Below are 21,912 nucleotides of genomic sequence, written 5' to 3' on the forward strand. Positions count from 1 at the left end.
GGGCGCGATGCAGCGGAACGAGAAGGCACGTTGTCTAGGCTGGACCGGTGACCGCGCCCGAACCATTGCTCCCCGCTCCCCCCGAGCGGTCGACGCGCTACGGGCAGCTCCGCGATCGTCTGCTGCTGGATCCCGACTGGGGTCGCGCGATCCGCTGGCTCGCGCCGCTCGTCATCACCGCGATCGCCGCGCTCCTGCGCCTGATCAACGTCGCCCACCCGCACCAGCTCGCCTTCGACGAGACCTACTACGTCAAAGACGCCTGGTCGCTGTGGACCCTGGGCTACGAGGGCACCTGGGGCGAGAACGCCAACGATGCGTTCGTCACGCTGCAGCAGCTGCCGTTGTCCGAGCAGGGCGCGTTCATCGTGCACCCCCCGCTCGGCAAGTGGCTCATCGCGCTCGGCATGGCGATCGGCGGACCCGACAACAGCGCGGGATGGCGCCTCGCCACCGCGGTGCTCGGCACCGCATCGGTGCTGCTGGTCTACCTGATCGCGCGCCGCCTCAGCGGCTCCGTCGTCGTCGCGAGTGTGGCGGGGACGCTGCTCGCGATCGACGGACTCAGCATCGTGATGAGCCGGATCGCCCTGCTCGACGGCATCCTGACCTTCTTCGTCCTGCTCGGTGTGCTCTTCGTGATCATCGACCGGCAACGCACGATACCCGTGCTCGAGAGACGAGACCCCGATCGTCCCGATCCGTTCTGGGGGCCGGTGCTCTGGCGCCGCCCCTGGCTCGTCGCCGCAGGGCTGGCGCTCGGGGCGGCCTCGGCGGTGAAATGGTCGGGCCTGTACGTGCTCGCGGGTTTCGGCCTCTACGTCGTCATCACCGATGCGCTGGCGCGGCGCCGCGCCGGAGTGGTCCTGTGGCCGACTGCCGCCGCGTTCCGCCAGGGTCCCGTCTCGTTCGTGCTGCTCGTCTTCCCCGCTCTCGCCGTGTACCTGGTCAGCTGGACCGGATGGCTCGTGACGGCCGGAGGGTACGACCGGCAGAGCGACTCCAACCCGCTGATCGCCCTGTGGAAGTACCACGAGTCGATGCTCGGCTTCCACGTCGGTCTCACCAGAGGGCACCCGTATGCGAGCGCCGCATGGGAGTGGCCGTTCCTGCTGCGCCCCACCGCGGTCTGGGTCGACTCCGAACCCACGGGATGCGGCACCGACCACTGCATCGGCGTGATCTCGGCGATCCCGAATCCCCTCATCTGGTACGCGGGCGTCGCGGCCTCGATCTACCTGGTGTACCGCCTCGTGCGGGGGTGGATCACGAAGCAGCCCGTGGGCCCGGAGCTGAGCATCCCCCTGGTCGGTCTCGCTGTGACGTACCTGCCCTGGCTCATGTTCCCCGAGCGCACGATCTTCCAGTTCTACACGGTCGTCATGATGCCGTTCCTGGTGATCGCCCTCGCGATGACGTTGCGGATCATCGCCGGGAAGCGCGAGGATCCGCTGCACCGTCGACAGTCGGGCGAGCGCACCGTGATGATCTTCCTCGCCTTCGTCGTGCTGGTGTCGGCGTTCTTCCTGCCGCTGTGGACCGGGATGAGTGTGCCCTACGACTTCTGGCTGCTGCACAACTGGCTGCCCGGCTGGGTGTGACGCGTCAGCAGCAGGATCGCGAGAGCCGCGGCTGTCAGGCCTGACGCGACCCAGATCGGGGCGAGCAGGCCCCACCCCGCGCTGAGTGCAACCGCACCGAGCACCGGACCGACGGCCGCGCCGACGTTCAATGCCGCCGTGGCGTACGAGCCCCCCATCGTGGGCGCACCCGATGCGGCGTAGAGCACGCGGGTGATCACCGTGCTCCCGACGGCGAAGGACAGCACGCCCTGCACGAAGACGAGCGCGAGGAGCGCAGCCGGGGCGGAGGCGAACGCCGCCAGCCCGACCCAGCCCGTCAGCAGCAGCGGTCCGCCGACGAAGAGCACGAGCCCGGGACGCCGGTCGCAGAGCCGGCCCGCGAGCGCCACGCCGAGGAAGGAACCGATACCGAACAGCACCAGCGCCGCCGACACCCAGATCTCCGCAAGACCCGCCGCCTCGGTGACGACGGGGGCGAGGAAGGTGAAAGCCGCGAAGGTGCCACCGTTGATCAGCGCACCGATGCCCATGGGCAGCAGGAGCATCGGCGTCGCCAGCTGACGGAGTTCTGCGCGGAGGCGCGGTGAGGCTGCGGCCTGCTCCGCTGAGCCCACCGAGTTCGCGATGCCGCGCACGACGCCGATGATCGCCGGAGCGCACAGGAGGGCGACAGCCCAGAAGGTCGCCCTCCACCCCAGGGCCGAACCGAGCAGGGAGCCGCCCGGCACTCCCGCGACCGTGGCGACCGTCGTGCCGGCGAGCAGGATCGACAGCGCCCGCCCCTTCCGATCGGCCGGAACCATGGCAGTGGCCGCGCGCAGGGCCACCGCGAGGAAGCCCGCGTTGGCGAGCGCCGCGAGCACACGGGTGAGGAGCAGCACCGGGAACATCGGGGTCAGCGCCCCGACGACATGGCACCCGGCGAACAGCACGAGACACGCGACCAGCGTGCGTCGGGGCGGCCATCGGCGTGCGAAGGCCGCCATCATCGGCGCGCCGACCACCATGCCGACCGCGAAGGCCGAGGTGAGCAGACCCGCGGTGCCGACGGAGACGTCGAGATCGGCGGCGATCGCGGGCAGGAGACCCGCGAGCATGAATTCGGACGTGCCCATGACGAAGACGGCAAGGGCGAGCAGGTAGAGAGCAGAGGGCATGGCAGTACTCCGAGGTGAGAGATCAAGAAGGGGGCTTCTCGTCACCACGGCCGGCATCCGGGGATGCACCGGTGGGCGCCTCCGCGGAGGGGAGGCGCAGCTACGGGATCGCAGCTATCGGCGCACGGGGCCGGCGGTGTGACCGACGGCCCCCGACTCGTCTGACTCGGGACTCGACATGCTCGAACTCTACCGCGCTACGGCATCTCGTCCGCCGCGACGTGTTCGACCAGAGGGAGCACCCGACCGGAGAGATGCGTGCGCATCGCGATCGACGACGCGGTGCGGGCGACCCCCGGCACCAGGGCGACCCGGTCGAGCACCTCCTGCAACTGCGTGGCATCGCGCGCCACCAGTCGCAGTTGCATGTCGCTCGCTCCGGTGACGGTGTGCATGTCGACGATCTCTGGGACGGCGTCGGCCAGCGCCGTCGCCACCTCGTCATGCCCGACCTTCTGATCGATCTCGACCAGGCAGAAGGCGACGACACCGTATCCGAATCCGGCCGGATCGATGCGCGGCACGATCGCCTCGATCACCCCGCCCTCGTGCAGGCGCGCGAGTCGGCTCGTCGCCGTTCCCCGCGCGATGCCGAGCCGCCGCGCGCACTCCAAGATCGGCAGCTGCGGCGACTCCGTGAGCAGTCGGATGAGCTGGGCGTCGAGGCGATCGATGCGCATCGTCACTCCCGCGGGACGCCGGGCCTCGCCACGCTCCTGGTCGCGCGTGCGACGAGCAGGAGCACGGCGGTGAGCCCGAGTGTCAGCAGCAACTGGATGCGGGCGGCCTCATCGATCATCGCGAGGGCGATCACCGCGGCGAGCAGCACCAGACACAGCCACGACAGCCAGGGGAAGCCCCACATCCGCATCGGCATCTCGTCGCCTGCGCGGTCCGCACGACGGCGGAGGATGATCTGCGCCACCGCGGTCGCGGTCCAGATCACCAGCAGCGTCGAGCCGACCACGTTGAGCAGGGCCGGCAGCACGACGTCGGGGAACGCCCAGTTGAGTCCGACCGTGACGAACCCGAAGGCGACGGAGGCCAGCACCGCGACGAACGGCACGCCCTTGAGGCTCGTCCGGGTCGCAGCCAGCGGAGCAAGGCCCCGCTCCCCCAGCGAGTACGCCATGCGGGAGGCACCGTAGATGTTGGCGTTCATGGCCGAGAGCAGCGCGATGATCACGATCAAGTCCATCACGAGGCCGACTCCCGGTACGTTCAGGGTCTCGAGCACCGCGGAGAACGGGCCGGCCTTCACCGCAGGATCGTTCCAGGGCAGCACCGCCACGATCACGAAGATCGACCCGACGTAGAACACCATGATGCGCACGAGCACCTCGCGGACGATGCGGCGGATGTTGCGCGCGGGATCGTTCGACTCGGCGGCGGCGATGGCGACCACCTCGGTGCCGCCGAACGCGAAGACCACGATGAGCAGGGCACCGGCGATGCCCGCGATGCCGTTCGGGGCGAACCCGCCGTTGTCGACGAGGTTCGAGATGCCGGTACCCGGCACGCCCGGGATGAGGCCGACGATCGCGCACACCCCGACCACGAGGAAGGCGATGATCGCCGCGACCTTGATCGCCGCGAACCAGAACTCGAAGCGACCGTAGTTGCGCACGCCGAACAGGTTCACGGCCGTGAGCGCCACGACGAAGATCAGCACCCACACCCAAGCTGGGATCCCCGGGGTCCAGTTCGCCACGATCGCGCCGGCGCCCGTCGCCTCGGCCGCGATCACCACGACCAGCTGGATCCAGTACAGCCAGCCCACCGCGCTGCCGGCGCTACGGCCCATCGCCTTCTGCGCGTACGAGCTGAAGGCACCGGAGCTCGGCCTCGCCGCGACCATCTCGGCCAGCATCGCCATCACGAGCACGACGATGCCGCCGGCCACGAGGTACGACACCAGCACTGCGGGCCCCGCGATGCTGATCGCCTGGCCCGAGCCGACGAACAGGCCGGCGCCGATCGCGCCGCCGAGTCCCATCATCGAGATCTGACGGCGCGTCAGCCCCGGGTGCAGACCCTTGGTGGTCGTCGTGGTGGTGGGCACCTCGGTCACGGGATCGTTGGTCACGCGTCCATCGGTCATGCGTTCACCTCGGCGAGCTCGGTCTCGAGGGCGGCTTGCACCCGATCGATGTCCTCCACGGAGCCCGAGGAGATGCGGACGCCCTCGCCGGGGAAGACGCGTGCGACCACGCCGCCCTCCTGGAGCAGTCGTTCGAGCTCCGGTGTGCGGTCCCCGGATGGCACCCAGACGAAGTTGGCCTGCGAGCGGACGGCGGGCCATCCGGCGGCAGTGAGCACGTCGTGCAGGCGGTCGCGCTGGGCGACCACCTCGTCGATACGCGTCGCGAGCTCGTCCTCGGCGTCGAGGGACGCGAGGGCAGCGGTCTGGGCGAGGTCGGTCACACCGAACGGCACCGCCACCTTGCGCTGGTTCTCGGCGACGGCGGCCGGCGCGATGGCGTAGCCGATCCGGAGCCCGGCGAGCCCGTAGGCCTTGGAGAACGTGTGCAGCACGGCCACGTGCGGGTGACGTCGGAACAGCTCGATGCCGGCTCCCCTGCTCTCGGTGCGGTCGAAGTGCACGTAGGCCTCGTCGATGACCACGAGCACGTCGTGCGGCACCGCCGCGACGAAACGCTCCAACTCGTCGGCACTCACGACGGTGCCCGTCGGGTTGTTCGGATTGCAGACGAAGATCAGGCGGGTGCGTGGGGTGATCGCCGCCAGCATCGCGTCGAGGTCGTGAGCGTGGTCCGCGTCGAGCGGCACCGGGACGGGCGTCGCCCCGGCGATGCGGACGAGCGACGGATACGCCTCGAACGACCGCCACGCGAAGACGACCTCGTCGCCGTCACCGGCGACCGCGTGGATGAGCTGGGCTGCGATCTCCACCGACCCGGCGCCGACGGTGACCTCGGAGACGTCGACACCGTAGCGGGAGGCCAGTCGCTCGCGCAGTTTCGCGGCGCTCATGTCCGGATAGCGGTTGATGCCGTCGAGCCGCTCACGCACGGCCTCGACGACCGACGGGAGCGGCGGGTGCGGGGACTCGTTCGAGGAGAGCTTGGACGCACCGACCGGAGCGGAGCGCCCCTGACGGTAAGCGGGAACGGCATCGAGTCCGGCGCGAGTGGGAAGGGGCATCGTCAGAGCGTCCTTGCTGTGATCGGGTGAGGTGTCGCGCAACACTAGAACGGAATCCCACCACTGGGCAATCGGCGCACCGGAAGCTGCGCATCTCGCGCAATCGAGCGCCCGTCCCTCGGGATGGGCTGGACACACTGCACAGGCAGATGTCGACATCGGACATCGGCCGCTACGCTCGCCTCATGGGCGCTCCCTCAGGATTCGAGTTCGCGGTGCGCGGCGAGGATGTCGTCATCCGCCATCACGGCATCACGGCGTCCGTCCTTCGCGGCGCTCGCGCGCAGGAATTCCTGGCACAGGCGGCCACGGGCGACGCGCAACAACTGATGGCGCGCGTCACCGGGAACTACCGCCGCGGCAACGAGCGCACCGCCCGCCGGCATCTGCGCAACCAGGCATGACCCTCAGCGCGCGACCGACACCGCGGCCGGGTCGCTGACCGGCAGGCCGCACACGAACGCACGGCAGTCGTAGGCGCGCTCCGTCGACGCGTCCTTGCCCTCGAACAGTTCGAACCCGGCATCCGCGAACGCCCGCGCCTGGTCCGGGGTGACCACGGCGACGACCTCGGCGTCAGCGCCTCGGCCTGCGGCGGCGAGCGCACTGTCAGGCTCCCCGGTGACCACGACGAGCTGACGGGGCGGGGCCGCGAGGCCGGCGGCCACCCGCAGCAGGGTGCCGTGAGCGAACGGCTGCTCCAGCGACCTGGTCGCGAGCGCGCTCACCGTCGAGACAGCCGCTTCCCGATACCGATCCCCCGCGCCCATCCACCACGCGGTCAGGGCGGCGCTCCCGATCGCCGCGGCATCCGACGGCAGATCGCCGTCGGTCTGGTCGGGCGAGGTCGCGATGCCCTGCGCCGAGAGCAGGGGGTCGTCGCCTCCCGCTCCCGACAGGACGTCGTCGAGGATGCCACGCGCCGTGATCGCCCAGTCCGTCTCGCCGGTCGCCAGCGCGAGCGCGAAGAGGCCGTCGGCGAGAAGGCCGAGGTCGGCGGCGGTCGCGACCGCAGCCGATGCCCGTCCCTCCAGCGACGCACGCACGAGGGCGCCTTCGGCGTCCCGGTTGGTGCGCAGCACGTGGTCGGCCGCGGCGACAGCCGCATCGATCCAGGCCCGTTCTCCGAACGCGGCCCCGGCACGGGCGAGGGCACCGATCGCGAGTCCGTTCCATCCGGTGATCACCTTGCCGTCGACCGCCGGGGGCTCCAGGCCCGCGCGCTCGGCCACCGGGCGGAGGTAGTACCCGCCCTCGGAGCGCACGCCGTCGATCGTCGACTCGGAATCCTGCGCCGCGCCGAATCCACCTCCGTCACGCTGGAGCACGCCCGTCAGGAACGAGGCGACGCCTCGCACGGTCGGCTCGTCTCCCCCGTCACGAGCGATGTCGAGCAGCTGCGCGTTGTCGGTCAGCATCCGCTCGTAGTGCGGCACGGTCCAGTCGCGCCCGGTCGCATAGCGGAAGAATCCGCCGTCGGCGTCGCGAAGGTCGGAGGCCGCCATCGCGGCGAGCGCGCGTGCACCAGCGGCGGACGCCTCCGGAGCGGCTACCCGCACGAGGGGATGTTGAAGGAAGCGCAAGGTGGTGGCGACGGGGAACTTCGGCGCGCCACCGAAGCCGCCGAACCGGCGGTCCTCCCGCTGCGCGATCGCCTCCGCCGCTGTCGCGATCGCCACGACATCCGGGACGTCCGATGGCACCGATTCCGCGGCTCGGGCGAGTGCATCGGTCACGGCATCCGCCGACTCCTCGGCCTCGGTGCGACGGAGCATCCAGGCCTCCCGCACCGCGGCGAGGACGTCACGGAAGGCGGGCATCGGCGCACGGGCCTCCGGCGGCCAGTACGTGCCGGCGTAGAAGGTGCGTCCGCGCGGCGTGGCGAACACCGTCAGGGGCCAACCCAGGTTCTGTGTGAAGGCCGAGGCCGCCGCCATGTAGGCACCGTCGACCTGGGGGTGCTCCTCACGGTCGACCTTGACGGCGACGAAGCCCTCGTTGATGAGCGCCGCGGTGACGGGATCGGCGAAAGACTCCCTCGCCATCACGTGGCACCAGTGGCAGGTCGAGTAGCCGATCGAGATGAGCAGCGGCACGTCCCGCCGCCGTGCCTCCGCGAAGGCCTCCTCACCCCACGGGTACCAGTCGACCGGATTGTCGGCGTGCGCGCGCAGGTACGGGCTGAGGGTGTCCGCGAGCCGATTGGTCATGCCCTCCACGCTACGCCGCGCGTGGCGACTGCGGTCAGCCGGCGAGGAGTTCGACCGGACGCGAGGCCGCGTACCCCACCAGCGGCAGCGCACGCTCGGCTGCCAGAGCGATGCGGGCTTCGAGCACCCCGGAGGTGATCTCGTAGCCGTCGAAGTCGGTGTTGCTGGCGTAGACGCCGAGGGGCAGGGTGAGCGCCTGGAAGAACGCGAACAGCGGACGCAGCTGGTGCTCGATGATGAGCGCGTGCTTCTCGCCGCCGCCCGTCGCGGCGAGCAACACGGGCTTTCCCACCAGGTCGTACTGACCGACGAAGTCGAACAGGTGCTTGAAGAGCCCGGTGAACGACGCCCGATACACGGGGCTGCCCACGATCAGCAGATCGGCGGACTCGATCGCCTGCAACTGCGCCTCGACCTCCGGCGGCAGCTGGTCACGCTGCAACGCGCCGGCCAGCCCCGGTCCGATCTGCGTCAGCTCGATGAGCTGCGAGTCGATGTCGGCGCGCTCGGCGATGGCGGCCGTGATCGCGCGGACGAGGGCGGTCGTCTTGCTGGGCTCGTGCAGGGATCCCGACACGGCGACGACACGGTACGGAGCTGTCATGCCTCGACGGTACTCAGGACGACGCCCCGTGTCGCGCGAGGCGACACGGGGCGTCATGTAGGCCCGGAGGCTCCGTCTCCGCCGAGAGGGTCAGTTGACCTCGTCCGGGTGCGAGCCCACGCGGCCGGAACCGTCGAGCGGGTCGAGGGCGTCGATCGCGGCGATCTCGGCGTCGGTGAGTTCGAAGCCGAACACGTCGAGGTTCTCACGCAGGCGCTCGGCGCGCACCGACTTCGGGAACACGATGATGCCCTTCTGCAGGTGCCAGCGGAGCACCGCCTGCGCCGGGGTGACCCCGTGCGCGGCTGCGGCATCCGCGACGGCCGGGATGCCGAACAGGTCGTACTTGCCCTGGCCGAGCGGACCCCATGCCTCGATGCGCACATTGTTCGCGTCGGCCCAGGCGACCTCATCGCGGCGCTGGTACGCGGGGTGGAGCTCGATCTGGTTCACAGCCGGGACCACGCCCGTCTCCTTCACGGTGCGCTCGAGGTGCGGGACCAGGAAGTTCGATACGCCGATGCTGCGGGTGAGACCTTCCTCACGCAGCTCGATCAGCTTCGCGAACGCGTGCACGTAGTCGTCCTTGGCCGGGGTGGGCCAGTGCACCAGGTACAGGTCGACCTTCTCGAGGCCCAGCTTCTCGAGGCTCTCGCCGATGGCGGCGCGGGGCTCGTCGTCATGGTGACGATCGTTCCAGAGCTTCGTCGTGATGAAGAGCTCGTCACGGGGGATGCCAGAGGATGCGATGGCGGCACCCACGCCCTCCTCGTTGCCGTAGATCGCGGCGGTGTCGATGTGGCGATAGCCGATCTCCAGAGCCTCGCTCACCGCCTTCTCGGTCTCTGCCGGCGGCACCTTGAAGACGCCGTAGCCCAGCTGGGGGATGGAGTTGCCGTCGTTCAGTTCGAGTGCAGGAATCGTCATGTCTCCAGCCTATGACCTGTGATGACAGGTGGACCCGGCCGGTGACGAAAGAAGTCGGTGCGGTCGCCGCAGTGCCCGACGGACTTCCGTAGGCTGAGGGTCGATGAATGAACGCGACACGTCCGGCGATGAGGAGTATCTCCCGCCCCCGCCGCCCGCGGCCGAGACGCATGATCCCGACGAGGATGAGACACGGGTCGTCACAGCGACGAAGAGGCGCAGTCGGACCATCGTCATCCTGGTCATCGTCGTCGCCGCCCTCCTCCTTCTCGGAACCATCGGGACGAATCTCCTTCTCGCCGCCGGTCTGCGCGCCGAGATCGGCGAGGGACGCGGACAGTCGACCACGGCACCATCGACATCGGCGACACCGGAATCCACCCCGACCACGACGCCACCCCCTGCCCTTCCGACATCGGGGTGCGGTGAGCTGTGCACCGCGGCCTCGACGGAGGTCGGAACCGCTGCCGGCGACTGGAAGCTCGAAGGCGAGTGGACGGATACTCCGAACGACCTCGGCTCCCGCGACGCCACGACCGCCGTGTTCAGCTCCGACACCGGACGCGCCACGCTGACCGTGCTGCAGTTCGCCTCCGACGAGGAGGCAGCACAGGCCGCCATCGACATCCGGAGCAGGATCGGCGACCCCACCTACACGGAACAGGTCTTCGATGACGGGTCCGGCACCCGATACGACTTCGAGGGAGCGACGATCAGCCGGGTGGTGTGGCACCTCGACGCGCAATCGCGTCCGCATGCTCCCGGGCGCCTGTACCTCGTCGAAGCGCCCGCGAACGCCGCGGACAGCTTCGCCGGTCAGGCCGCCTACCGGTTGTATCTGGCATTGCCCGTGTAGCGACGGCGCCGCGCACGGGCCGGTGAGCGGACGACGTCAATCGAGTCCGCTCAGCCCTTGCGACATCGACCGGAAGGCGTCGACTGCCCGCACGGCGGGACGAGGGCCGTCGGGATCCGCCGCCCACTGTTCGAGCGCGACACGGATCGAGGCGGTCGCGACGGCGGCGAGCAATGCGGCCTCCCACACGGCGAGGCCGCGTTCCTGAAGGATCGCACGCAACCTGCGCTCGGAATCATCGTTCACACGCAGCCACACGTCGCGCATCTCGGAATCGTCGTCGAGTCCGCGGAGCACGCCGAGCATCGTGTCGAGTTCGAGCCCGTCGGCGATGCCCGCACCTGACTGTCCCTCGGCGAGCTGCGCCTCGATCACGGCCGGGATCTGCTCACCCAGAGCCCCCTCTCCGACCTGCGCGAAGGCCTCCTGCCACCGTTGCGCGCCGACGCTGAGGATCGGCGCGATCGCGTCTTCCTTGCGTGCGAAGTAGCGGTAGAACGTCCGCACCGAGACGCCCGCACGCGCCGCGATCTGCTCTGCGGTGACGCCCGCCACGCTCTGCTCCGCGAACAACGCGGCCGCAGCGGCAGCGATCTCGCGCTCGGTCGCGGCCCTGCGGCGCTCGGTGAGGGTCGACGTCTCCACCGTCACAGCGTACGGGAACAGATCCGCGCACCGGCAGGTTGGGACTAGATGGCACAACATGCCAAAGAGGCATATCCTGCCAGTACTCATCACGAAGGGAAGATCATGAGCCGCTATGAAGGACGTCGGGCTCTCGTCACCGGAGGAGGGTCGGGCATCGGCCAGGCCACCGTGCTGCGGATGCTCCGTGAAGGCGGCAGCGTCGTCGCCGCCGACGTCAGCACCGAAGGCCTCGACGACACGGTCGCCAAGGCAGGGCCGCTCGCCGAACGCCTCACCACCGTCACGATGAACATCGCCGACGAGGCCTCCGTTGCCGCGGGCGTCGCCGAAGCCGTCGCCGCTCTGGGCGGACTCGACGTGCTCGTCAACGCTGCCGGCATCCTCCGCTCCTCGCACACGCACGAGACGACGCTCGACCAGTTCGAGCAGGTCATCCGCATCAACCTGGTCGGCACGTTCCTCGTCATCCGCGCGGCGATCCCCGCCCTGCAGGAGGGCTCCTCGGCCGCCGTGGTCAACTTCAGCTCGACCTCGGCCGGATTCGCGCACCCCTACATGGCGGCCTATGCGGCCAGCAAGGGCGGCGTGCAGTCGATGACCCATGCGCTCGCAGCGGAGTATGCGAAGAGCGGTATCCGCTTCACCGCGGTGCAGCCGGGGTCGATCTCGTCCGGCATGACCGACGGGTCCGGACGGAGCAACCAGAGCAACGGGCCCGGCCTCCCCGCCGACGCCGACATGAGCCTGTTCATGAAGCTCGCACCCGCGATCGGCGAGGGTTTCGCCGGACCGGAATCGGTCGCCGGTGTCGTGGCGATGCTCGCGAGCGAGGACGGCGCCTTCATCACCGGCACCGAGGTGCGCATCGACGGCGGCACCCACTTCTGAGGTGCCCGGAGACGTCTGAGAGACGCAGAGGGGGCACTGGCCGATGCCGGGTGCCCCCTCTGCGTCTGCGCTCAGCCCAGCGGCTGCTCAGCCACCGATCCGGGTGGTCTTGACCTCGTTCACCCGCACGACGTTCGTGCCGGTCGCGGTGCCGGCCCGGTAGGAGAACACCGAGGGCGAGCCCTCGCTCTGCAGCGCCGCGGTAGCGTCACTCGCGGACACCTGCCACGTCGCCGGTTCCGGCTGCCCGTCGGCCCACACCTTGGCGCGGATCGTGGTCGAGGACGACCCGGTCGTCTCGGTCGACAGATGGAACACGGTGCCGGCACTCCAGGTCAGCCCCGGCACAGCGGCGCTCGCGATGGCCGTCCCGTTGCGCTGGATCACGACCCACGTCGCCCCATCAGCGCGGTGCCACGCCAGGGCGCGGTAGCCGGCGTCCGCGTTGCGCCGAGAACCCGCTCCGACGTAGACGGTGCCAGACTCCGGACCGCCGGAGAGCGTGTAGGACATGGTGGTGGCGGAATCCCGCACCGACGCATCGTCCAACAGCATCTCCCTGGTCTGACCGGCGACGAGGTCGATCACTCCCGCACCGTCGGCCACCGAGAGAGCCGTCGACTTCCCCTGCATGGGCGTCCATACGCCACCGACCTCAGCAGTGCCCCAGCCGGATTCCACCGCACGGTCGAACCGGTCGGATGCCACCACGACATCGGCCACGACGGGAGCCGTCACCGCGACCTGCTCCTCGCTCGACGCCGACAGTCCGCTGCTGTCCGTCACCGTCAGCCGCACGGTGTAGGTGCCGGCCGCCGCATAGTCATGCGTCGCCGTCGCGCCGGTCGCCGACGAGCCGTCGCCGAAGTCCCACGCGTAGCCGCTGATCGACGCTGCGCCGTCTGCGGTGGATCCCGACCCGTCGACCGCGACGGTCAGGTCGGTCGCCTGGGCCGTGAAGGCCGCCGTCGGAGCCTTGAGACCCTTGCCCAGCTGGAAGTGCGAGCGCACCTGGTCGGCGTTCAACGCGAGCGGGTACACCGCGGCCTCGTCCAGCGATCCCTTGAAGTAGTTCGACGAAGGAGCAGAGGGCCAGCCCGTGAGCGCGTCTCCCCCGATGCGGAGGTAGGCGGGGTCGGTCTTGGCCGTCGTGACCGCGGCGTCGGACGCGACGAGCTCGCCGTCGACGTACAGCTTCATCCCGGCCGCACCCTGCGACACGACAGCGTGATGCCAGACGCCGTCGTTCAGCGCCTTGGTTCCGGCGATCGTGGATCGGGCCTGCCCGGCGAAGACGCCGAAGGTCAGGGTGCCGCTGTTGGCCATGTACAGCTGCCGGTCGACGCTCGCGGAGCTCCCCGTCTTGGCCGCTCCGGAGCCGATGAGCATGCCACCGGTCTTCGTGGTGGTCTGGAACCAGATCTCCGCCGAGAACTCGCTCGACACCGGCGCCTTCGCATCGGAAGACACCCGCCCGTTCGTGGTGCCGTTGAACGTTGTCGAACCGGTGCCGCTGTTCTCGATGCCCGACGACGAGGTTGAGGTTCCCGTGCCGCTCACCGGGTTGTTCGATCCGGCCCAGTCCTTCGAGACGTTGCCCATCGGGTAGTACAGCGAAGGCTTGTCCGCGAGGATCTTCTTCGAGTAGGCCGAGGCGGTGCCCGCCGTGGCCTTCGCGTTCACGCTCGCGCTCGTGGCGATGTTGCCGTCACGGTCCTTCGCGACCACCGTGTAACTCTGCGTGGCTCCCGGGGTCGCCGTCGGGTCGTCGAGGGTGACCGTCGTCTGCTTCCACCAGGTGCCGTCCGCTGTCGCGGTGGCCACAGGCTCGGTGGCACCGTCGCGGCGCAGCTCGTAGGTGAGGGTCAGGTCGTCCCTGTCCCAGTTCGTGGGGATCGACACCCGGGCGCTGCCGGGGACGGGTGAGGTGCCCGCCGTGGGCTTCCATGCCGCGTCGGAGAGCCGGGGCCCGTCCTTCGCACCACCCGGAGGGTTCGTGGAGAAGCGCACGATTCCCTCGAACTGCCCGTTGTTCACCGAGCGGAACTCTCCGCCGATCGAGATCATGTCGCCCGCGCCCGTGATCGACAGGCCCGCCTGGCCGAGGCCGCTCGTGGTGCCGACCGCGAAGTCGGGCGCCCACTGGTACGGCGACGGAGCGGGGGTGCCGGCCCAGTTGGCGTACCCGGAGTAGGTGTTCGCGGAGAGGGTTCCGCGCGCGTCGGCCGTGTAGGCCTCGGCGTACTGGTACACCGCCGGGTTCTTCTGCGGCTGGAGCCCCATCGTGTTGCAGGAATGCATGTGGCTGGTCGTGTAGACCACCTTGCCGGTCGAGTAGACGCCGTAGTGATCGCCGTGGCAGTCTGCGATCCACCGCACCGCACCCGTGCCGGCCTCAGCGGCGAACGTGCCCTCGAGGTTGCCCCCGCCGGCCCAGCTCCACCCGGTGCCGTAGACGGTGTTCGCGTCCGTGGCGAGCGCGAAGATGCCGGAGTTGCTGCTGCTGCCGCTGTTCTTCACGACCTTGGAGATGCCCCAGGCGGTGTCGGCGGCACCCGTGGACTTGTCGACCGCTGCGGAACCGCGCAGGCTGCTGCCGTTCACCGCGGAGAAGCGTCCTCCCACGATGACGTTCGTGCCCGCTGGATCCATGACGAGGGCGTCGACCTGGCGGTCGGCCTGCGGGGCCCAGCTCAGGAGCGCTCCGTTCTTCTGGTCGAAGGCCGCGAGGTTCTTCCGGGCGACGCCGTTGGCCTGGGTGAACAGACCGCCGAGGTAGATGTTCGACCCGTCGGTCGTGATGGCGTACACGCCGCTGCCGCCGATCGACGGCGCGAACTGCGGGACCAGCTCACCGGTCTTGGCATCGAGCGCCGCGAAGTTCCAGCGGTCCTTCCCGTTCACCTTGTTGAACGAGCCGCCGATGTAGATGCGGGACCCGTCGGGAGACGCGGCGACCGCCTTGATGACGCCGTTGACCGTCGGGGCGAACGAGGACAGAGCACCCGAGACGATGTCGTAGGCCAGCACGTTCGAACGGGCGGTGAGGGCTGTCCCGGGCGCCGCCTTCGGCTCCCGCGCGTTGTCGAACTTGCCGACCGCGTACACCGTGGTACCGATCGTGGTCTGCGCCCATACGTAGCCGTTGTCGATCTGCACAGTCGGGATCGGGTCCGACGTCACCACGTTCTCGTCGCGCTGCAACTGCGGCGGCATCGTCGGCGGCACATCCGCCGCGGCGGCCGCCGTCGCTCCCACACCCGACAGACCCGCGATCAGCAGGCCGGCCGTCAGCATTGATGCGACGACACCTCTTGTCCGTCGCCCGAAGCGTGTCCGTCGCCCGAAGCGTGTCCGTCGCCCGAAACTCGTGTTCCCCACCGTGACTCCCCAGTCGATGCTGTCCCGAACGCGGCGTGATCATCCCCCGCGCGCTCGACGACATCGAGGCGGCGAAAGATCGCCGCGACGCGGTGGTGTGAACTCCCCAGTTCGAAACTCCCCAGTCCGACCAGCCATGCCAGTCGGTCGCAGACGCCAGACAGGCGTTGCGCACCCACGCTAACACATCGCGCCTCCCGATCCGGAGGAACGCTCGAAGCCGACCGGATCAGCGCCACCGCACCGCCGCCGTATCAGCGCCGCGGCACCGCCGCCATCGCCGCTGCCCCACGTCCGACCAGGCGTTCCAGCGGGCCCCGTCCGAAGAACATCGACCAGAGCGTCGTCAGGAGCAGCAGTCCGAGCGCGGTGGCCGCCCAGAAGGCGTTGCTCGAGAAGAACCCTCCTGGCCCGGCCACCAGCACGACGGAGAGGACGTGAGCGCTGTATGCCGTCAGGGGCATGGAGCCGAGCGCGCCGAGCGGCAGCAGCACCCAGCGCAGCGGCCGGCTCAGCAGCAGACACAGCGCGATGACCACGAGCGCGAAGCCGCCCGATCCGAGGATCTCTGCGGTGCCGCCGCTGTGCGGTTCGACCGCGAACACCGCGGTGAGCACGGCGCGGAGGGGATCTGTCTCGGTCAGCGCCTGCGGATATCCCTCCCACCCGGAGGGCGGGGAGACGACGCTGCCGGAGCTGCCGCCGGATAAGGAGCCGCCGGAGAAGGAGCTGCCGGAGAAGGAGCCGCTGTCGGAGAACGAGCTGCTGCTGAAGCCCCCGGCGAGTCCCGCTGCCTGACCGATTCCGCCCAAGCCGTAGCCGATCACGGCGAGCACGAACCCGATCCCGAGCGCGACAGCCGCCGTGCGCAACCGCTCGACGTGCAGGCGACCGAACGCCATGCCGGCGAGCACCAGCGCCATCCAGACCGTGATCGGATACGTGCCGTAGAGCACGAATCCGATACCGGAACCGTACGGGTTCAGCATCACCGCGTTCAGGAAGGCGAGCAGTGACGGGCCCAGCAGCGCGAGCACCGCACTGGCGCTCAGCAGCTGCCAGGGCCGCCACCGCAGGAACGGGATGACCGCGACGTAGAGCAGACCGTAGAGCGTCAGGATCACGGCGATCGGGGTGTTCAGCATCTCCAGCGCCAGCCCGATCACGAAGATCACCGCACCGCGCCCGATCAGCTGCAGGCGGATGCTCGGGATCCGCTCGCGGTCGGGACCGGCACTGCGCCCGGTCATCAGGGCGATCGAGATACCGGCGAGCACCGCGAACAGGATCGAGGACCGCCCGTGCACCAGGTCGGTCCACGTCGAGGGGTCGAACCAGTCGAATGCCTCTGTCTCGCCGATGTGCGCTCCGGCCATGCCGAGGATCGCCAGTCCTCTGGCGATGTCGAGCCCGAGGATGCGCGGCGGCCGCCCGAACTCGCGGAACCACTGGACAGGAGCGAGAGCGGTGATCACCCCATGATCGTAGGGGGCGATTCCCGGCATACGATGGAGGGCTATGTCTTCTCCCGTGATCTCCTATCCCCCCGAGCTGCCGGTCAGTGCGGCGAGGACCGAGATCGCCGACGCCATCCGCGACCATCAGGTCGTGATCGTCGCCGGTGCCACGGGATCGGGAAAGACCACGCAGCTGCCGAAGATCGCTCTCGAGCTCGGGCGCGAGCGCATCGCGCACACCCAGCCCCGTCGCCTGGCCGCACGCACGATCGCGGAGCGCGTGGCCGAAGAGCTGCAGGTCGAGCTCGGCACGCTCGTCGGCTACAAGGTGCGCTTCACCGACAAGGTGTCCGACGCCACGCGCATCGCCCTGATGACCGACGGCATCCTCCTCAACGAGATCCACCGCGACCGTCTGCTCACTCGCTACGACACGATCATCATCGACGAAGCGCACGAGCGCTCCCTCAACGTCGACTTCCTGCTCGGCTACCTCGCCCGCATCCTTCCGGAGCGTCCGGATCTGAAGGTGATCATCACCTCCGCGACGATCGACCCGGAGAGCTTCGCGAAGCACTTCGCCGCCCCCTCGGCGACAGGCGGCGACGGCACCCCCGCCCCGATCATCGAGGTCTCCGGCCGCACCTATCCGGTGGAGATCCGGTACCGCGGGCCGGTCGAGGATGCGGACGACGAGAGCTCGCCCGCCGAGCCGGAGGACGAGGTGTCGGCGATCGTCTCCGCCCTGCGGGAGCTCGACCGTGAACCGCCGGGAGACGTGCTCGTCTTCCTTCCCGGTGAGGCCGAGATCCGCGACGCCGCGGATGCCGTGCGCGGCGCCTACGCGAACGACCGCTCCCCCACCGAGGTGCTGCCGCTGTTCGGCCGCCTCTCCGCCGCCGACCAGCATCGGGTGTTCGAACGCAGCAGGGTGGCCGGCGTGCGCCGTCGGGTGATCCTCGCCACCAACGTGGCCGAGACGAGCCTCACCGTGCCCGGCATCAAGTACGTGATCGACACCGGCACGGCGCGCATCTCCCGCTACAGCAACCGCTCCAAGGTGCAGCGGCTTCCGATCGAGCCCGTCTCGCAGGCCTCGGCCAACCAGCGTTCCGGTCGCGCAGGCCGTACGAGCGACGGCATCGCGATCCGCCTGTACTCAGAGGACGACTACGACAGGCGGCCGGAGTACACCGAGCCCGAGATCCTGCGCACCTCGCTGGCCTCGGTCATCCTGCAGATGCTGTCGCTGGGCTTCGGCGACATCACGGCGTTCCCGTTCCTCACCCCGCCCGACTCCCGTGGGGTGAAGGCCGCGTTCGACCTACTCACCGAGCTCGGCGCCGTCGAGGCGTCGCGCAGGGACGGATCCCCGCACCTGACCCGCATCGGCCGCGCGATCTCGCGCATGCCGATCGATCCGCGGTTCGCACGCATGCTGATCGAGGCGGGGCGCCCTTCGACGGGCTCGGCGCCCCATTCGTCTGTGACACGCGACGTGCTCGCGATCGTCTCGGGCATGACGATCCAGGACGTGCGGGAGCGGCCGGAAGAGCGTCGGGAGGAGGCCGACCGCCTACATGCGCGGTTCGTCGACCCGACCAGCGACTTCCTGACCCTGCTGAACCTGTGGAACCACCTGCGTGAACAGCAGCGCGAGCTCGGTTCGAGCGCGTTCCGTCGACTCTGCCGCTCCGAGCACCTCAACTACGTGCGGGTGCGCGAGTGGTTCGATGTGCACCGCCAGCTCCGCACCCTCGTGAAGACGAACGACCGTGACGGGGAGGGCGGGGGCGCCAGCGACCCCGATGCGATCCACCGCGCCCTGCTCTCCGGCCTGCTCTCGCAGATCGGCATCCTCGACGAGCGCACCGCCCCCGCCGGCAAGACGCACGCCCCCGCGAAGGAGCAGAAGGGTCGGCGCATCGCGGAGTATCGCGGAGCCCGAGGGATCCGCTTCTCGATCTTCCCCGGCTCCGGGCTGCGCAAGAAGAGCCCGCGCGCGGTGATCGCCGCCGAGATCGTCGAGACCTCCCGCACGTTCGCACGCACGGTCGCCGCGATCGATCCGGCCTGGGCCGAACCCCTCGCCGGGGATCTGGCCAAGCGCCAGGTGACCGAGCCGCACTGGTCCAAGGATGCGGGGGCCGCTGTCGCGTTCGAGAAGGTGACGCTCTTCGGGCTCGAGATCATCCCGCGCAGGCGCGTGCAGTTCGCGCGCATCGACAGAGCCGCCTCACGCGAGCTGTTCGTGCGGCACGCGCTGGTCGAGGGCGAGTGGGATCCGACGCGGATCGACAAGAGGGTGAGTGCGTTCTGGCGCAGCAACGCCGAGCTGCGCAAGCGCCTCGAGAAGCTGGAGGAGCGCGAGCGCCGCCGCGACATCCTCGCGGGCGACGAGGCCGTGTTCCGTTTCTACGACGAACGCATCCCCGCCGAGGTTTTCGATGTGCGCTCGTTCGAGAGCTGGTGGCGCGAGGCCATGGCGGCCACGCCGAAGCTGCTCGTGATGCGCGAGAGCGACCTGATCGACGACGAGGAGCGCGCGGATCAGCGCGAGTTCCCGACCCGGTGGACGCAGGGCGATCAGGTGCTCGGCCTCGCCTACCGATTCGAGCCGGGCGCCGACGACGACGGAGTGAGCGTCGTCGTGCCCCTGCCCCTGCTCGCCCAGATCGAGGATCGCGGCTTCGACTGGCAGGTCCCCGGCCTGCGTGCCGAGCTCGTGACCGGTCTGCTGCGCGCTCTCCCCAAGGCCATCCGTCGCCACGTGGTGCCCGCGGCCGACTGGGCGGAGAAGTTCGGTGCCGAGCTCATCGACGAGGGGCCGGAGTCGCACGGCGGTCTGCCCCCGCGCACGCTCAAGGAAGCCCTCGCCCGTCGCATCCAGCCGCTCGCCAATCAACTGGTCTCCGCCGCCGACTTCGACGATGAACGGGTGCCCCCGCATCTGCGCATGAACTTCCGCGCCGTGGACGAACGCGGCAGGATGGTCGGCTCCGGACGCGATCTGCGTGCCCTGCAGACGCAGCTCTCCGACCGCGCTCGCAGCAGCGTCGCCCGCTCGATCGCCGCCCCTCCCCGCTCCGGCGCCCCCGGCGCGAAACGCGGCACCCCGGGCGAGGGCGTCGAACGCATCGCCGCCGCGTCGCTCGAGCAGACCGGTCTCACGGCCTGGACTTTCGGGGAGCTGCCGGAGGTGCTCGACACCCGCGTCGCCGGAGGGGTGGTCCGCGGCTACCCGGCCGTCGTCGATCAGGGCAAGACGGTGTCGGTGCGTGTCGAATCCACCCCCGACGCGGCGGCAGCGGCGACGCGCGACGGCGTGCTGCGGCTCGTGCTGCTGGGCGTTCCCTCTCCGTCCTCGTACGTGCAGGAGCACCTCACGAGCCAGGAGAAGCTGGCGCTCGCAGCCTCGCCGTATCCCTCAGCGGCCGCACTCATCGAAGACTGCCGCGCGGCAGTGGCCAGAAAGGTCATCCAGAGCCTCGTGCCGGAAGGGATCGTGCGCAACGAGGCCGATTTCGACCGGGTGCGGGACGCGGTCTCCGCCGTGCTCGTCGACGAGCTGTTCACCTGCGTGTCGCTGGTCGCACGCATCCTCACCAAGTCCCGGGACGTCGAGCGCGGCATCAAGTCGCAGAACTCGCTGGCCCTGCTCGGACCACTGAACGACATCCGCACCCAGCTGAGCGGCCTGCTGCACCCGGGATTCGTCTCCGCCGCGGGAGCCGAGCGCCTCGCGCACTTCCCCCGCTATCTGGAGGGGATGCTGGACCGCTTGAAGACTCTGGCGAGCGAGCCGGGCAAGGACCGCGCGCGCATGACCGAGTACGAGCGGATGGCGAAGGCGTTCGAAGACGCGGGCGGCACCATCCCCCTCGCCCCCGACGCGACGCCCGCGCTCGTCGAGGTGCGCTGGCTGCTCGAGGAGTATCGCGTGAGTGTGTTCGCACAGCGTCTGGGCACCGCGCAGCCGGTGTCGCCTCAGCGCATCATGAAGGTCCTCTCCGGCCGCTGACCCGAGACCGGTTCCCGCGTACCCCGGGTAGCCTGAACGCATGGCTCGCGCGATCGTCTACACCGAAATCGGCTCCCCCGCTGTCCTCCACCTGATCGAGATCCCGGATCCGGTCGCCGCACGCGGTGAGGTCGTCGTGCGGATCGAGGCGGCGGGAGCGAACCCGATCGACGCCAAGCTGCGGGGCGGCAAGCGCCCGTCCCCGCCGATCACCGAGCCGCGTCCTGTCGGCTTCGACGGCGCCGGCATCGTCGAGGTGCTGGGCGAAGGGGTCGACGATCTCGCCGTCGGCGACCGGGTGGCCATCCGCGACGGGAACGGCACCTACGCCTCGGCGCTCGCGATCGCGACCGAGAAGCTCGCGAAGCTCCCCGACTCGGTCACGACGGCCGAGGGCGCCGGGATCGGCATCCCCGCGGGCACCGCCTACCAGTCGCTGCGCTCGCTGGGAGTGACGGAGGGCGACGTGCTGCTGGTGCACGGCGGTTCCGGATCCGTCGGCCAGGCCGCCGTGCAGTTCGCCGTCGCCTGGGGTGCCACCGTGATCGCCACAGGAAGCCCCGCCCGCCACGACCAGCTGCGCGAGCTCGGGGCGATCCCCGTCGCCTACGGTGATGGTCTGCTCGACCGGGTGCGAGCCGCCGCTCCGTCCCCCGTGACCGTGGTGCTCGACTGCGCCGGCACCGATGAGGCGATCGAGGCGTCGCTGGCGCTCGTCGCCGACCGTGAGCGCATCGCGACGATCGTGCGAGGGCCGGATGCGGCATCCTTCGGCATCCGGGCGTTCTCCGGCGGCTCGCCCGTCCCGCTGACCACGCAGGAGCTCGCGTGGCGCGCCGAGGCCCTGCCCGAGACGATCGCCCTCCTCGACGCCGGCGACTTCACGATCGAGCTCGGCCCTCAGCTGCCGCTCGCCGAGGCGGCGCAGGCCCATGAGCTCATGGAATCCGGCGCCGCCTCGGGCAAGATCATCCTGCTTCCGTAGCGCAGAGCGGCTGCTTCTGTAGCCGAGAGC

General features: G+C 69.9%; 16 protein-coding genes. 6 read left to right on the top strand and 10 right to left on the bottom strand.

What is annotated here, in order from left to right; all coding sequences use genetic code 11:
* Positions 1–47 precede the first annotated feature (47 nt).
* On the top strand, positions 48–1,601 hold the full coding sequence (locus AAY78_RS18560) for a dolichyl-phosphate-mannose--protein mannosyltransferase (protein WP_046749729.1): 1,554 nt from the start codon (positions 48–50) through the stop codon (positions 1,599–1,601).
* Here the strand turns inward: AAY78_RS18560 and AAY78_RS18565 are convergent.
* The 4 genes from AAY78_RS18565 to hisC all read right to left on the bottom strand — a co-directional run bounded on the left by AAY78_RS18565 (position 1,556) and on the right by hisC (position 5,905).
* The gene (locus AAY78_RS18565; RefSeq protein WP_046749730.1) at positions 1,556–2,740 is read right to left on the bottom strand and encodes a Cmx/CmrA family chloramphenicol efflux MFS transporter; all 1,185 of its coding nucleotides are present in this window, start codon (positions 2,738–2,740) and stop codon (positions 1,556–1,558) included. The genes AAY78_RS18560 and AAY78_RS18565 overlap by 46 nt on opposite strands.
* A 197-nt stretch (positions 2,741–2,937) precedes the next feature.
* Positions 2,938–3,420, bottom strand: a complete 483-nt coding sequence (locus AAY78_RS18570) for an Lrp/AsnC family transcriptional regulator (protein WP_046749731.1) — start codon at positions 3,418–3,420, stop codon at positions 2,938–2,940.
* Between the two features lie 2 nt (positions 3,421–3,422).
* The gene (locus tag AAY78_RS18575; RefSeq protein ID WP_046749732.1) at positions 3,423–4,841 is read right to left on the bottom strand and encodes an amino acid permease; all 1,419 of its coding nucleotides are present in this window, start codon (positions 4,839–4,841) and stop codon (positions 3,423–3,425) included.
* Complete coding sequence (hisC, locus tag AAY78_RS18580; RefSeq protein ID WP_046749872.1) at positions 4,838–5,905, bottom strand: histidinol-phosphate transaminase; 1,068 nt, start codon at positions 5,903–5,905, stop codon at positions 4,838–4,840. The genes AAY78_RS18575 and hisC overlap by 4 nt, the downstream gene beginning before the upstream one ends.
* A 185-nt stretch (positions 5,906–6,090) precedes the next feature.
* Here hisC and AAY78_RS18585 point away from each other — a divergent pair, with 185 nt between their 5' ends.
* Positions 6,091–6,309 (top strand): hypothetical protein, encoded by a 219-nt coding sequence (locus AAY78_RS18585; RefSeq protein ID WP_046749873.1) that lies wholly within the window; start codon positions 6,091–6,093, stop codon positions 6,307–6,309.
* 3 nt (positions 6,310–6,312) lie between these two features.
* Here the strand turns inward: AAY78_RS18585 and AAY78_RS18590 are convergent, their stop codons facing one another.
* The 3 genes from AAY78_RS18590 to AAY78_RS18600 form a co-directional block, all read right to left on the bottom strand.
* Complete coding sequence (locus tag AAY78_RS18590) at positions 6,313–8,115, bottom strand: thioredoxin domain-containing protein (RefSeq protein ID WP_046749733.1); 1,803 nt, start codon at positions 8,113–8,115, stop codon at positions 6,313–6,315.
* A gap of 34 nt (positions 8,116–8,149) precedes the next feature.
* Positions 8,150–8,719: an FMN reductase gene (gene msuE, locus AAY78_RS18595; RefSeq protein ID WP_046749734.1), complete on the bottom strand. Its 570-nt coding sequence runs from the start codon at positions 8,717–8,719 to the stop codon at positions 8,150–8,152.
* Between the two features lie 90 nt (positions 8,720–8,809).
* Complete coding sequence (locus tag AAY78_RS18600) at positions 8,810–9,646, bottom strand: aldo/keto reductase (RefSeq protein ID WP_046749735.1); 837 nt, start codon at positions 9,644–9,646, stop codon at positions 8,810–8,812.
* A gap of 103 nt (positions 9,647–9,749) precedes the next feature.
* On the opposite strand from AAY78_RS18600, the gene AAY78_RS18605 reads away from it, so the two are divergent.
* Positions 9,750–10,502 carry a hypothetical protein gene (locus tag AAY78_RS18605; protein ID WP_046749736.1) on the top strand — a complete coding sequence of 251 codons (753 nt, stop codon included), beginning with the start codon at positions 9,750–9,752 and terminating at the stop codon, positions 10,500–10,502.
* 36 nt (positions 10,503–10,538) lie between these two features.
* Here the strand turns inward: AAY78_RS18605 and AAY78_RS18610 are convergent, their stop codons facing one another.
* Positions 10,539–11,147 (bottom strand): TetR/AcrR family transcriptional regulator, encoded by a 609-nt coding sequence (locus tag AAY78_RS18610; protein ID WP_231589754.1) that lies wholly within the window; start codon positions 11,145–11,147, stop codon positions 10,539–10,541.
* 105 nt (positions 11,148–11,252) lie between these two features.
* On the opposite strand from AAY78_RS18610, the gene AAY78_RS18615 reads away from it, so the two are divergent.
* The gene (locus AAY78_RS18615) at positions 11,253–12,038 is read left to right on the top strand and encodes an SDR family NAD(P)-dependent oxidoreductase (RefSeq protein WP_046749738.1); all 786 of its coding nucleotides are present in this window, start codon (positions 11,253–11,255) and stop codon (positions 12,036–12,038) included.
* An 87-nt stretch (positions 12,039–12,125) separates the two neighbouring features.
* On the opposite strand, the gene AAY78_RS18620 is transcribed toward AAY78_RS18615, so the two are convergent.
* Positions 12,126–15,335, bottom strand: a complete 3,210-nt coding sequence (locus tag AAY78_RS18620; RefSeq protein ID WP_231589755.1) for a LamG-like jellyroll fold domain-containing protein — start codon at positions 15,333–15,335, stop codon at positions 12,126–12,128.
* 338 nt (positions 15,336–15,673) lie between these two features.
* Entirely contained in the window at positions 15,674–16,894 is a 1,221-nt protein-coding gene (locus tag AAY78_RS18625; RefSeq protein ID WP_231589756.1) for a heparan-alpha-glucosaminide N-acetyltransferase domain-containing protein, read from the bottom strand.
* A gap of 43 nt (positions 16,895–16,937) precedes the next feature.
* On the opposite strand from AAY78_RS18625, the gene hrpA reads away from it, so the two are divergent.
* Entirely contained in the window at positions 16,938–20,897 is a 3,960-nt protein-coding gene (gene hrpA, locus AAY78_RS18630) for an ATP-dependent RNA helicase HrpA (RefSeq protein ID WP_046749740.1), read from the top strand.
* Positions 20,898–20,937: 40 nt separating this feature from the next.
* Positions 20,938–21,882: a quinone oxidoreductase family protein gene (locus AAY78_RS18635; protein WP_046749741.1), complete on the top strand. Its 945-nt coding sequence runs from the start codon at positions 20,938–20,940 to the stop codon at positions 21,880–21,882.
* Positions 21,883–21,912: the final 30 nt, after the last annotated feature.

Origin of the sequence: Microbacterium sp. Ag1, from assembly GCF_001005635.1 — a bacterium.
Classification (GTDB): Bacteria; Actinomycetota; Actinomycetes; order Actinomycetales; family Microbacteriaceae; genus Microbacterium; species Microbacterium oxydans.

Bases quoted from the DNA above. Each gene is read 5' to 3' on its own strand.
- AAY78_RS18565 (WP_046749730.1), bottom strand. From the start codon at position 2,740: ATGCCCTCTGCTCTCTACCTGCTCGCCCTTGCCGTCTTCGTCATGGGC.
- AAY78_RS18570 (WP_046749731.1), bottom strand. From the start codon at position 3,420: ATGCGCATCGATCGCCTCGACGCCCAGCTCATCCGACTGCTCACGGAG.
- AAY78_RS18575 (WP_046749732.1), bottom strand. From the start codon at position 4,841: ATGACCGATGGACGCGTGACCAACGATCCCGTGACCGAGGTGCCCACC.
- hisC (WP_046749872.1), bottom strand. From the start codon at position 5,905: ATGCCCCTTCCCACTCGCGCCGGACTCGATGCCGTTCCCGCTTACCGT.
- AAY78_RS18585 (WP_046749873.1), top strand. From the start codon at position 6,091: ATGGGCGCTCCCTCAGGATTCGAGTTCGCGGTGCGCGGCGAGGATGTC.
- AAY78_RS18590 (WP_046749733.1), bottom strand. From the start codon at position 8,115: ATGACCAATCGGCTCGCGGACACCCTCAGCCCGTACCTGCGCGCGCAC.
- msuE (WP_046749734.1), bottom strand. From the start codon at position 8,719: ATGACAGCTCCGTACCGTGTCGTCGCCGTGTCGGGATCCCTGCACGAG.
- AAY78_RS18600 (WP_046749735.1), bottom strand. From the start codon at position 9,646: ATGACGATTCCTGCACTCGAACTGAACGACGGCAACTCCATCCCCCAG.
- AAY78_RS18605 (WP_046749736.1), top strand. From the start codon at position 9,750: ATGAATGAACGCGACACGTCCGGCGATGAGGAGTATCTCCCGCCCCCG.
- AAY78_RS18615 (WP_046749738.1), top strand. From the start codon at position 11,253: ATGAGCCGCTATGAAGGACGTCGGGCTCTCGTCACCGGAGGAGGGTCG.
- AAY78_RS18620 (WP_231589755.1), bottom strand. From the start codon at position 15,335: ATGCTGACGGCCGGCCTGCTGATCGCGGGTCTGTCGGGTGTGGGAGCG.
- hrpA (WP_046749740.1), top strand. From the start codon at position 16,938: ATGTCTTCTCCCGTGATCTCCTATCCCCCCGAGCTGCCGGTCAGTGCG.
- AAY78_RS18635 (WP_046749741.1), top strand. From the start codon at position 20,938: ATGGCTCGCGCGATCGTCTACACCGAAATCGGCTCCCCCGCTGTCCTC.